Source organism: Maribacter litoralis, from assembly GCF_003075045.1.
Taxonomy (GTDB): Bacteria; Bacteroidota; Bacteroidia; order Flavobacteriales; family Flavobacteriaceae; genus Maribacter; species Maribacter litoralis.
Genome location: NZ_QCZD01000003.1, coordinates 659,113 through 671,565, shown reverse-complemented (window position 1 = coordinate 671,565; position 12,453 = coordinate 659,113). Strand labels below are relative to the sequence as shown.

Annotated in this window: 12 protein-coding genes; 9 read left to right on the top strand and 3 right to left on the bottom strand. The window is 37.6% G+C overall.

Annotated elements, in window-relative coordinates:
- Nucleotides 1-6: 6 nt before the first annotated feature.
- Nucleotides 7-1,530: a GH3 family acyl-acid amido synthetase gene (locus tag DCS95_RS14500; protein WP_116771496.1), complete on the bottom strand. Its 1,524-nt coding sequence runs from the start codon at nucleotides 1,528-1,530 to the stop codon at nucleotides 7-9.
- Between the two features lie 115 nt (nucleotides 1,531-1,645).
- Nucleotides 1,646-2,401: a sulfite exporter TauE/SafE family protein gene (locus DCS95_RS14495; protein ID WP_116771495.1), complete on the bottom strand. Its 756-nt coding sequence runs from the start codon at nucleotides 2,399-2,401 to the stop codon at nucleotides 1,646-1,648.
- Between the two features lie 75 nt (nucleotides 2,402-2,476).
- On the opposite strand from DCS95_RS14495, the gene DCS95_RS14490 reads away from it, so the two are divergent.
- Complete coding sequence (locus tag DCS95_RS14490; RefSeq protein ID WP_116771494.1) at nucleotides 2,477-4,288, top strand: sodium:solute symporter family protein; 1,812 nt, start codon at nucleotides 2,477-2,479, stop codon at nucleotides 4,286-4,288.
- Between the two features lie 7 nt (nucleotides 4,289-4,295).
- On the top strand, nucleotides 4,296-5,384 hold the full coding sequence (locus DCS95_RS14485; protein ID WP_116771493.1) for an acyltransferase family protein: 1,089 nt from the start codon (nucleotides 4,296-4,298) through the stop codon (nucleotides 5,382-5,384).
- A gap of 2 nt (nucleotides 5,385-5,386) precedes the next feature.
- On the opposite strand, the gene DCS95_RS14480 is transcribed toward DCS95_RS14485, so the two are convergent.
- Nucleotides 5,387-5,971 carry a riboflavin synthase gene (locus DCS95_RS14480; protein ID WP_116771492.1) on the bottom strand — a complete coding sequence of 195 codons (585 nt, stop codon included), beginning with the start codon at nucleotides 5,969-5,971 and terminating at the stop codon, nucleotides 5,387-5,389.
- A 60-nt stretch (nucleotides 5,972-6,031) separates the two neighbouring features.
- Between DCS95_RS14480 and pdxA the strand changes: the two genes are divergently transcribed.
- The 7 genes from pdxA to DCS95_RS14445 all read left to right on the top strand — a co-directional run bounded on the left by pdxA (nucleotide 6,032) and on the right by DCS95_RS14445 (nucleotide 12,340).
- Nucleotides 6,032-7,084, top strand: a complete 1,053-nt coding sequence (gene pdxA, locus DCS95_RS14475) for a 4-hydroxythreonine-4-phosphate dehydrogenase PdxA (RefSeq protein WP_116771491.1) — start codon at nucleotides 6,032-6,034, stop codon at nucleotides 7,082-7,084.
- A gap of 122 nt (nucleotides 7,085-7,206) precedes the next feature.
- Nucleotides 7,207-7,737: a YceD family protein gene (locus DCS95_RS14470; protein ID WP_116771490.1), complete on the top strand. Its 531-nt coding sequence runs from the start codon at nucleotides 7,207-7,209 to the stop codon at nucleotides 7,735-7,737.
- A 7-nt stretch (nucleotides 7,738-7,744) separates the two neighbouring features.
- Complete coding sequence (gene rpmF, locus DCS95_RS14465) at nucleotides 7,745-7,942, top strand: 50S ribosomal protein L32 (RefSeq protein ID WP_058104665.1); 198 nt, start codon at nucleotides 7,745-7,747, stop codon at nucleotides 7,940-7,942.
- A 233-nt stretch (nucleotides 7,943-8,175) separates the two neighbouring features.
- On the top strand, nucleotides 8,176-9,168 hold the full coding sequence (locus DCS95_RS14460) for a beta-ketoacyl-ACP synthase III (protein ID WP_116771489.1): 993 nt from the start codon (nucleotides 8,176-8,178) through the stop codon (nucleotides 9,166-9,168).
- 34 nt (nucleotides 9,169-9,202) lie between these two features.
- A complete protein-coding gene (gene accB / locus DCS95_RS14455) occupies nucleotides 9,203-9,700 on the top strand; it encodes an acetyl-CoA carboxylase biotin carboxyl carrier protein (RefSeq protein ID WP_116771488.1) in 498 nt (165 codons plus the stop codon).
- Between the two features lie 84 nt (nucleotides 9,701-9,784).
- Nucleotides 9,785-11,137, top strand: coding sequence for an acetyl-CoA carboxylase biotin carboxylase subunit (gene accC / locus DCS95_RS14450; protein WP_116771487.1), 1,353 nt, complete (start codon nucleotides 9,785-9,787; stop codon nucleotides 11,135-11,137).
- 87 nt (nucleotides 11,138-11,224) lie between these two features.
- The gene (locus DCS95_RS14445; RefSeq protein WP_116771486.1) at nucleotides 11,225-12,340 is read left to right on the top strand and encodes an NAD(P)/FAD-dependent oxidoreductase; all 1,116 of its coding nucleotides are present in this window, start codon (nucleotides 11,225-11,227) and stop codon (nucleotides 12,338-12,340) included.
- Nucleotides 12,341-12,453: the final 113 nt, after the last annotated feature.

Sequence of the window (12,453 nt, the reverse complement as noted above, 5' to 3'; positions counted from 1 at the left end):
GGAATATTATTGGTGTTTTTCAACGAAAGCTTCCCACTCGGCAAATTTATCTTCTTTCATAACCCGTTCCATTTTCACTTGTCCGCCTTTCTTTTTATTACTGTCGTTCCAGCTATAAAAAACATCGGGGTTTATGGTAAATACCTTTACTCCTTTTAATGCTTTTGATCGTGCTACCTTATAATTTTTGTTGGCAGCTTTCAACGAAGCATCTAATTTTTCAGCGATTTCATTTGGGTCTTGTGTAGCAGAAGTGCCTAAATACCAAGTATGGTAAAAACCGTCTTCATATTTTTTGGCACAAAGGGTATATTCGGGTATTTCGATATCAAAAGTTTCCATGATGTCTTGTAACGCATCATCCAATTTGTTGACAGATAATTGTGAACCTACCGTATTTAAGAAGAATTTGGTACGCCCGGTAATTTTTATTTCGGCACGTTCCACATCGGTAAATTCTATAGTGTCGCCTATTAAGTAGCGCCAAGCACCACTAACGGTACTTATAATTAGCACGTAATTTTGACCGGTTTCAACTTCTGAAAGTGTTAATGAAGGTGCGTCTTGTGAAAGAGAACCATCTTCAAGAATATAATCTGGATCAAAAGGAACGAACTCAAAGTAGATTCCGTTATCCGTAACCAATTTCATGGCATCGGTTTCTGGTCGTGCTTGAAAGGCAATAAATCCTTCGGATGCTAAATAGGTGTCAATTACCGTTACCGGTTTACCCATTAAAGCATTAAAACTCTTTTCGTATGGTCCAAATGCTACTCCGCCAGAAGTATATACCTGCAAGTTGGGCCAAATCTCGTGAATGTTGTTGAGGTTATGTTTTTTGATGACTTCTTTTAGCATTAATTCTATCCAGGAAGGAATTCCGCTTAAAGCTCCTATATCCCAGTCTGGCGCTTTTTCGGCAATTTTTGCGACACGTTCGTCCCAATCATCAATTTGTGCAATTTCTTTTCCAGGTTTATAATATCCGCTAAACCAAGATGGAATATTGCTGGCGCTAATACCACTGATTTCACCCTCTAGGTGATTGTCATTTTCTATTAAATCGGTAGAACTTCCTAACATTAAAATTCCCGTTTCAAAGAAATCTGCCGGAAGGTCAAAGTTTGAAATCGCTAATACTTGCTTTATTCCTGCTTGTCTTATAGCATCGATCATAGCATCGGTTACGGGAATACGTTTACTTGTTTTTCCTGTGGTACCAGAGCTCAGTGCAAAATAATCTGGACTGCCAGGCCATGTTACATCGGTTTGCCCTTCATGTAATTTGTGCCACCAAGCTTCATTGATCTGGTTATAATCAAAATAGGGAACAGTATTACGAAATGCTTGATGTTGATCATCACTTTTTAGAATATTTTCAAATTCATAGGCTTTACCAAAAGAAGTGTCTTTTGCTGTTTCTAACAGATTTTGAAGAACTGTTTTTTGGTCGGTTATTGGGTCGTCATCACCAGTAATTTTATCGGTAACGTTGATGACCCCTTTTATAAAATTCCCTATGATATTCATGTGCCAAAAGTGTTTCAAGATTAATGGCTATAAAGATAGTTCTAGGTCGAAGTAAAGATTAACCCTAATCTGAAATATGTGGACTTTATTAAGCTCACCCTGAAAGAAATGCGAATTAACTGAACATAATAAGCACAGCACCGACAGCGGTAAGTACTAAAATCATTTTTCTGAAAAATGCTTCTTTAATGTATTTGATAAACTTTACCCCCACAAAGAACCCTAAAAGAATACCAGGTAAGAGCATTAAGTTTAATTGTAACGATTCTAACGAAATGGTTTTCCAAACGAAAAAGTGAAAAGGCAGTTTAATAATGTTTATGATCAAGAATAACCAAGCTGCAGTGCCAATAAAATGATTTTTAGGTAGGCGCATGGCAAGGAAATATATATTAGAAAATGCACCCGCCAAATTACCCACCATAGTGGTAATACCTGCAATGGTACCTATAGAGCCCGCAAAAGACCAATGCGAGGGAACGTTCTTGTCTTTCTTACGATCCCAATAGAACATCATACCTACGGTAATGATTATGATGATAGCCATACCTATCTTAAAAAACTTTTCAGGTAGTTCATTGCCTATGAACACACCGATTAAAAGTCCGACCAACATCCATGGTAATACCTTAAACACATATTTCCATTGCGTGTATCGGTTGTAGTATATTACTGCAAAAATGTCGGCGAGAACCAGTAACGGTACTACCATACCCGTAGACTGTCTTGCGCCAAAGGCTAACGCCATAATCGTAACGTTTAAAACGGCAATACCTTTAATACCGGCTTTTGACAATCCTATGATAAAAGTAGCTATAGAAGCAAGAATCCAAGCTGTTGGGGTAATTTCAGAAGTTATTGATAGTAGCACGTAGTACGTTTAGCGTATTAGATTTAAAAATGTCCTAAAATAATATATCTTTAACAATCAACCTAAAACCAACTTATGGAACTCAGTACATTAGACTATACATTTATTATAGTTTTCTTTTCTCTTGTCTTAGGAATAGGAGTATACGTATCAAAAAAATCAGGTAAAAACTCTTCAGAATTTTTTCTTTCAGGTCGTACAATGCCATGGTGGCTTCTTGGTCTTTCTATGGTAGCAACTACTTTTTCAACAGATACACCCAATTTGGTGACCGATATTGTAAGAACTAACGGAGTGTCTGGTAACTGGGTTTGGTGGTGTTTTTTGATTACAGGTATGTTGACCGTTTTCGTCTATGCTAAATTATGGCGTAAGTCTAACGTAAATACAGATTTGGAGTTTTATGAGATGCGCTATGGTGGTAAACCGGCTAGTTTTTTGAGAAAATTCAGAGCGGTGTATTTGGGGGTTATTTTCAATGTAATAACCATGTCTGCAGTAACCTTGGCAGCAATAAAAATAGGCAGTATAATGCTCGGTCTAGAGCCTTGGCAAACGGTTGTAAGTGCTGGTCTTATAACGGTAACGTTTAGCGCCCTTGGCGGATTCAAGGGAGTTGTCTATACAGATTTTCTATTGTTTTTTGTAGCAATGGCAGGTGCCATAGGTGCGGCATATTATTTAGTGAATATTCCTGAGGTTGGTGGAATTGAAGCTTTAATGGCTAATGAAAATGTTACGGAGAAACTAAACATATTACCAGATTTTAGTAACAAGAAAGCATTAATTACCTTATTTATAATTCCCCTTGCAGTACAATGGTGGAGTTCTTGGTACCCGGGTGCAGAGCCAGGTGGTGGTGGTTATATTGCCCAGCGTATGTTAGCGGCAAAAGATGAAAATCATGCAATTGGGGCAACATTTTTCTTTAATATTATGCACTATGCTTTAAGACCATGGCCGTGGATTTTGGTCGCACTGGCTTCTATAGTGGTATACCCGGATTTAGCTAGTATACAAGAAGCTTTCCCAAATGTAACTGCAGATAAATTGGGGCACGATCTAGCGTATTCCGCAATGTTGACCAAACTGCCTAGTGGATTATTAGGTGTGGTATTGGCTTCTTTGGTAGCGGCATATATGAGTACCATTAGTACCCAATTAAACTGGGGGTCTTCATATATAGTGTACGATTTTTACAAACAACAGATCAATCCAGATGCCTCGGAAAAAAGATTGGTTGCGGTAGGTAGAATTTCTACGGTAGTTTTAATGATATTCAGTGCTGCATTGGCATTATTGCTTCAAAATGCACTACAGTTGTTCGATGTACTATTGGCTTTTGGGGCAGGTACAGGATTGATTTTTATTCTAAGATGGTTCTGGTGGAGAATTAATGCATGGAGTGAGATTACGGCGATGTTCGCATCGGGTATAATTTCCATTATTTTAAAACTTACTCCGGTAGGTGCCTATCTGTTTGCTTCGGAAACAGGACTGTTGCCAGATTGGTCAGAATACATATTTATTGTTGTGGTAACTACAATCATATGGTTAGTGGCAACTTTTATGACACAACCGGAATCTAATGAGACATTGAGAAGTTTTTATAAGAAAATTCAGCCTGGTGGTCCGGGTTGGTCAAAAGTGGTTAACGAAGCAAAAACCGATGCAGTTGAAATTGTAAAGGATAAAGAAAAGTGGAGCGTTCCGGCAGGCATTACGGCCATGTTGTTGGGTGTATTGTTGATTTATTCTATCATGTTCGCAACGGGATATTGGATTTATGGTAGAACTACACAAGCTATTGTTTTATCTGTAGTTTCTTTAATCGCGGGCGTATTGCTGATAAAAGCTTGGAATCGACTCAAGGGCAATATCTTATAATATCGGCATGAAAAAGGACAGAATCATTTCAGTTGATATTTTTAGGGGAGCGACTATTTTGCTCATGGTATTGGTAAATACACCAGGTACTTGGTCTAATGTATATGCTCCGTTTCTACATGCTGATTGGCATGGATACACCCCAACGGATCTTGTTTTTCCGTTCTTTTTATTCATAGTAGGTACTTCAATAGCTTTTTCGTACCAGAACAGAGCCATAGATGCCAAAACGTTTAAGAAAATTGCAATTAGGGCATTAAAGTTAATAGCTCTAGGGCTTTTCTTGGGGGCATTTCTAATTCACTATCCATTCTTTAAAAGTTTTAGTGAAATTCGTTTTCCTGGTGTGTTGCAGCGAATAGGTGTCGTATTCTTTTTTACAGCTATATTATTTATTAACCTAAGTTGGAAAAAATTGATCTGGGTTACGGCAGTATTGCTGATTGGATATTGGTTGTTGATGACAATTATTCCCGTGGAAGGTGTGGCGTCTACATTAGAAAGAGCACCTAATAATTTGGCCAATTGGATAGATGTAAAAGTTTTCGGTTCTCATAATTATAAAGCAGATTATGATCCAGAAGGCTTGTTAAGTACTGTTCCTGCTATTGCTAGTGCTCTATTGGGTGTCTTTACGGGTTTGATATTAACTGCTAAGCAAGAAAAGAAAGCCACCATCTTAATGGGTATTGGTGGAAGTTTTTTAATTATTGGTCATTTGTGGGATATCGTATTTCCAATCAACAAAGCACTTTGGACCAGCAGTTTTGTATTGGTAACAGCAGGATGGGCAAATCTTATTTTAGCATTGATTTATTACTTGACAGATGTAAAGAAAATTGAGTTCGGTTCTATTTTTAGATATGCAGGCGCAAATGCCATTGTAATATATTTCTTGTCCAGTTTTATAAGCAAGGTAATGGGTCAAATAAAAATAGGTGATACCTCATTACATGGATGGTTGTTTCAGAAAATATATGTGCACGATTTTTTGGCACTAGAAACATCATCCTTATTATACGGGCTAAGTGTAGTGCTTTTCTATAGTCTTGTTGGCTATATACTATATCAGAAAAACATATTTATAAAGGTATAAGGCTATTTAAGCATCAATTTTGCTACATACTTTCCTATTACATCAAACTCTAGGTTTACAATCGTTCCCGGCTTGTACGTATTAAATCTGGTATGCTCGTAGGTGTAAGGTATAATAGCGACCTCAAAAGTGTTCTTACCAGAATTTACGACGGTTAAACTTGTGCCATCTATAGTTATGGAGCCTTTTTCAATAGTTGGGTTTCCGGTTTTGGCATCATATGAGAAAGAGAAAATCCAACTACCATTATCTTCACGAACACCGGTACACTCCCCTGTTTGGTCAACATGGCCCTGTACAATATGTCCGTCTAATCTAGACCCTAAGATCATAGCGCGCTCAAGGTTAACGGAATCGTTTACTTTTAGGGTGTCAAGATTGGTTTTGCTCAACGTTTCGGCAATTGCGGTCACGGTATAAGTTGTGTCCGTTAGGCTCACAACGGTTAAGCAAACCCCGTTATGTGCAACACTTTGGTCAATTTTAAGTTCAGGTGTTAAGCTAGATTCTATGGTAATGTCCAAGTTGCCACTTTTAGGTTCAAGAGCGGTAACCTTACCTAATGTTTCAATAATTCCCGTAAACATGTGTCGTTTAATTTAAGTAATTTTGAAAATTCAAAATTGAGTACAAAGGTACAGATTATCATGGACGAAAACAGGAAAATAAGGTTAGGTATCTCTATAGGAGACTTAAATGGAATAGGATGTGAGGTAGCGTTGAAAACATTTGAAGATAGTAGAATGTTAGATTTTTGCACCCCGGTTATTTTTGCCTCTAACAAGACTGTTTCCTTTCAAATGAGACAATTAAAACTGAATGTTACCTTTAATGGTATTCCAGATGCCTCAAAAGCAATAGATAACAAAGTTAATATCGTCAACGTTTGGAAAGAGGTGCCTAGGGTTGACTTTGGTCAAGCCACCAAGGCGGGTGGCGAATATGCCATTAAATCATTAAAAGCTGCAGTAGAAGCTTTAAAGAAAGGTGATATAGATGTATTGGTAACAGCACCTATCAATAAGAACAACATACAATCTGAAGATTTTAATTTTCCTGGGCATACAGATTTTTTAGCGCAGGAACTAGAAGGGGAAAGTTTAATGTTTATGGTCACAGAGACATTAAAGGTTGGCTTATTGACCGATCATGTGGCTGTTAAAGATGTGTCTGCCGCCATCATACCTCGGTTAATAAGAGATAAAATCAATACCATTGAGAAATCTTTGAAAATGGATTTCGGTATTCGTAAGCCAAAAATTGCTTTGTTGGGCATTAATCCGCATAGTGGAGATAATGGTGTAATTGGCAAAGAAGATGATGAGGTATTAAAACCGGTAATTAAAGAAATGGCAGACATGGGGCATTTGGTTTTTGGACCCTATTCGGCAGATAGTTTTTTTGGGTCTGATGGCTATAAAAAGTTCGATGCCATATTAGCGGCATATCATGATCAGGGCTTAATACCGTTTAAAACAATATCATTTGGGCAGGGAGTTAATTATACAGCAGGCTTAAGTAAGGTAAGAACATCGCCCGATCACGGCACGGCATATGAGATAGCGGGTAAAGGTGTTGCAGATGAAAGTTCTTTTAAAGAAGCTGTGTTCATGGCACTGAATATTTTTAAGCATAGAACAGAGTATCAAGAGCTGACCCAAGATGTGTTAAAAAAGCAGCGTTTAAAGAGAGAACGTTAAAATTAGGCCCAATTAAAAAGTTATAAAGATAAATAGTTGATAACTATTGTCTTTTATTAAAATAATAGTATCTTTGCACCCGCCTTTTATGGGCGATTAGTGTTAATTTAAGTGTGTACGTGATGAAGCAAAAGGAGTTCAATATTCCTTTCTCAGGTTTGAAGCAAGGAAAACACAACTTTAATTACCAGATTGACAATACGTTCTTTGATTCTTTTGGATACGATGAATTCAACGCTGCCAGCATCAATTTAGATGTTGTACTTCATAAAACAAGTACAATGATGGAGGTTGATATGGAAGCATCGGGAACAGTTAATGTTGCTTGTGATATTACCAGCGAACCATATGATCAGTCTATAAGTGGAGATTTACATTTGGTGGTAAAATTCGGTGAGGAATATAATGATGAAGATGATGAAATATTAATTCTTCCTCATGGCGAACATCAATTGAACATTGCACAGTATGTGTACGAAATGTTGGTATTGGCGGTTCCGCAAAAAAGAATTCACCCTGGTATTGAAGATGGCACTTTACAATCTGAAGTGTTAGACAAGTTAAACGAGCTTCAACCAAAAGAGAAAAGATCAAACAAAGAAGAAAACGATCCCCGTTGGGACGAATTAAAGAAACTATTAACGGATAAATAAGGTTTAAATGGCACATCCTAAAAGAAAAATTTCCAAAACAAGGAGAGACAAGAGAAGAACTCATTATAAAGCAGTAGCACCTACTTTAGCTAAAGATTCTACTACTGGTGAAACACACCTTTACCATAGAGCACACTGGCACGAAGGTAAATTACATTATAGAGGTCAAGTTTTGGTTGATAAAACCGAAGAAGCAGAAGCTTAAGACTTTTTAAAAATATACTAAGCTCCCACTTCGTTTGAAGTAGGGAGTTTTTTTTAGTCCAATTTGTATTTTACCACCTTGTAACTCAGATAATTTAAAAGGTTATAGCCTTTGTACTATCAATTGCAATTTTTCAAAAACCCGATAACTTTAGGCGAAAAGTCGTTGAAAATGACTAATTTTCATGACTTTTGACTCGTTTTTTAAGTTTTTTACAAGAAAGCAAATAAAGTATGACCAAAATTACAGCAGCTATTACCGCAGTAGGAGGCTATGTTCCCCAGTTTGTAATGACGAACAAAATGCTCGAGGAAATGGTTGACACCAATGATGAATGGATTACTACCAGAACAGGTATTAAGGAAAGAAGGGTGTTGAAAAAGGAAGAAGGGGAAGGTACTTCGTATTTGGCCATTAAAGCGGCCCAAGACCTAATGGAAAAGAAAGGACTTGATGCTGCTGAAATAGATTTGGTAATCGTAGCTACTGCTACCCCAGATAGTATGGTAGCTTCAACAGCTGCTTTTGTTGCATCTGAAATAGGTGCGGTAAATGCTTTTGCATATGATTTATTGGCGGCATGTTCTAGTTTTCTATTTGGAATGTCAACGGTTGCGGGCCATATTGAGACCGGCAGATATAAAAAAGTATTATTAATAGGTGCCGATAAAATGTCATCTATAATTGACTATACAGATAGAACTACCTGTATTATTTTTGGTGATGGTGCCGGTGCAGTACTTTTTGAACCAAATACAGAAGGATTTGGTTTGCAAGATGAGTACCTTAGAGCAGACGGTTCTGGACGACAATACCTCGGTATGGAAGGTGGCGGTTCTTTAATGCCGGCCACTATAGAAAGTGTTACCAATAAAAAGCATTTCATTTTTCAAGAAGGAAAAACAGTATTTAAGTTCGCTGTTTCCAATATGGCCAATGTAGCGGCAAAGATTATGGAAAGAAATGAACTTACCGAAGAAGATGTTAATTGGTTAGTGCCGCATCAAGCGAACAAACGAATTATTGATGCCACTGCCAAAAGAATGGGTGTAGATGATTCTAAAGTATTAATGAACATACAACGTTATGGTAATACTACATCTGCTACATTACCACTTTTATTATTCGATTACGAAAAACAGCTTAAAAAAGGAGATAATCTAGTTTTTGCTGCCTTTGGTGGTGGTTTTACTTGGGGTTCTATCTACCTTAAATGGGCATATTAACTAACAACAACTACCAATTATAACTTAGAGAAATATGGATATTAAAGAGATTCAAAGCCTTATCAAGTTTGTAGCTAAGTCTGGTGCTAGCGAGGTAAAACTCGAGACTGATGATATCAAGATCACCATTCGTACAGGAAGCTTATCGGGCAATTCTGAGCCTACGTATGTACATACAATGCCAATGGCACAGCCAGCAATGCCAGCACCTGTAGCACCTGCAGCTGCAGAGCCACAACAAGCGGCAGCCCCTGCAAGTGAAGCAGAGCAGAAAAAAGCTGATGATGATAAGTATATTACCATCAAGTCTCCTATCATAGGTACTTTTTATAGAAAACCATCTCCAGACAAACCTGTGTTTGTAGAAGTAGGAGATACTATCGGAACCGGAGATGTACTTTGTGTTATTGAAGCAATGAAATTGTTCAACGATATAGAGTCTGAAGTTTCTGGTAAGATTGTCAAGATTTTGGTAGATGACTCTTCTCCAGTTGAGTTCGATCAGCCATTATTTTTGGTAGACCCTTCTTAACTAAATTTTGAGTAGAAATTGTTAGATACCGTTAATTAACGGTGTGTAAGAATCATGTAGAACCAAGAACTTAAAATTTAAAAGATGTTTAAAAAAATACTGATTGCCAATAGGGGAGAAATCGCTTTGCGTGTTATCCGTACCTGTAAAGAAATGGGTATTAAAACGGTAGCCGTATATAGTAAGGCAGATGAAGAAAGTTTGCATGTACGCTTTGCAGATGAGGCCGTATGTATTGGTCCTGCCGCTAGTAGCGAATCTTATTTAAAGATCCCTAACATAATTGCAGCTGCAGAGATTACAAATGCAGATGCTATTCACCCAGGGTATGGTTTTCTTTCTGAAAACTCAAAATTCTCACGTATCTGTGCAGAACACGATATAAAATTCATTGGTGCATCTGGAGATCAAATTGACCGTATGGGCGATAAAGCCACGGCCAAGCAAACCATGAAAGAAGCCGGTGTGCCTTGTGTACCTGGTTCAGAGGGTCTTTTAAAAGATGTTGCCGATGCTAAGAAGGTAGCCAAAAAAATGGGCTATCCTGTAATGATCAAAGCTACTGCCGGTGGTGGTGGTAAAGGTATGCGTGCCGTGATGTCTGAGGACAAAATGGAAGAGCTTTTTGATAGCGCCGTAAATGAAGCAACCGCTGCCTTTGGTAATGGTGGTATGTACATGGAAAAGCTGATCGAGGAGCCAAGGCATATTGAAATTCAAATTGTAGGTGATCAATTCGGTAAAGCATGTCACCTGTCTGAAAGAGATTGTTCCGTACAGCGTCGTCACCAGAAGTTGACAGAGGAAACTCCGTCACCATTTATGACAGATAAATTAAGGGAAGCAATGGGTGAAGCTGCGGTTAAAGCTGCAGAATACATAAAATATGAAGGTGCGGGTACCATAGAATTTTTGGTAGATAAACACCGTAAATTCTACTTTATGGAGATGAATACCCGTATTCAAGTAGAGCACCCTATTACCGAGCAGGTTATTGATTATGATTTAATTCGTGAGCAAATATTGGTAGCTGCAGGTGTGCCAATTTCAGGTAAAAACTACCTTCCAAAATTACATTCTATAGAGTGTAGAATTAATGCGGAGGATCCGTATAACAATTTTAGACCATCGCCAGGTAAGATTACTACCTTACACACACCAGGTGGTCACGGGGTACGAATGGATACGCACGTATATAGTGGGTACAGTATTCCTCCAAATTATGATTCTATGATCGCTAAGCTGATTACCACCGCCCAAACTAGGGAAGAGGCAATCAATAAAATGAAACGCGCCTTAGATGAATTCGTAATTGAGGGTATTAAGACTACGATACCTTTTCACAGGCAGTTAATGGACCATCCAGATTATTTGGCGGGTAATTATACCACAGCCTTTATGGATGATTTTAAAATGGATCCTGAGACAGAACATTAAAAGCAAAACTCCAACAGCAATGTTGGAGTTTTTTTATGTCTTTTTTAAGATTGATTTTCTATCTTATAGTACATTCAAAATATTACTATGCAGCTAAGCTACTGGGAACGTAAATCATGGTTTTCAAATATCGATTTTACCATTATCGGTAGTGGTATTGTGGGTTTAAATTGTGCTTTAGAATTAAGAAGAAAACATCCTAAGTCGCGCATATTAATTTTAGAAAAGGGTAAGCTTCCCCAAGGTGCCAGTACTAAAAATGCGGGGTTCGCCTGTTTTGGCAGTATTTCAGAAATCTTATCCGACCTTAAAACACATTCAGAACAAGAAGTAGTGCAATTGGTGCAAGATAGGTTTATCGGTATACAAACACTTCGTAAGCTGTTAGGCGATGGTACCATAGGTTTCGAGAATAATGGAGGGCATGAATTATTTCTGGAAAAAGACAAAGCATTATACGGGCAATGTCTAGAGAAAGTTAAAACCATTAATGTGTTATTGCATTCGGTTTTTAAGAATGATGCGTTCAAAATTGTGCCAAATGGTTTTGGTTTTAAAGGAATCAATAAAAACTACATTTCCCAAGTTTTTGAAGGGCAGATCGACACCGGAAAAATGATGATTTCTTTAATGCAATTGGCACAACGAAAAGGAATTATGATTTTGAATGCTACTGAAGTAAACGCTTATGACGACTTATTGGAGAAAGTGGTTGTTAGAACAGATGAATTGGACTTCGCCACAAAGAAGTTGTTGATCGCCACTAATGGCTTCGCTTCTCAATTAGTATCGGAAAATGTTAAACCTGCTAGAGCTCAGGTTTTGATTACAAAACCAATTAAAAACCTTCACATAAAGGGAACGTTTCACCTAGAAGAAGGCTATTATTATTTCCGTAATATCGATAATCGAATATTATTGGGTGGTGGTAGAAATTTAGATTTTAAAACAGAGGAAACTACCAAATTGGGGACAACCGATCTTGTGGAAAATAAACTTAGAGAATTATTAAAGTCCGTCATTTTACCCAATACCGATTTTGAAATAGATTATAGCTGGAGCGGTATTATGGGTGTTGGGCAACAAAAGAAACCAATACTAAAACAGATCTCTGGTAATGTATTTTGCGGAGTACGTTTAGGCGGTATGGGTATTGCCATTGGCAGTACGATCGGTAAAAAATTAGCAAATTTAATTGATTGAATTTCACCCCGTTTATCCTGTTTTTTTAAATCTTATCCAAAAGAGGGTTGTTCTCTTAATTTTATTTATAAATTGTATGCCCCCTCAGCTTATCTATTACCCTAAATGCACTT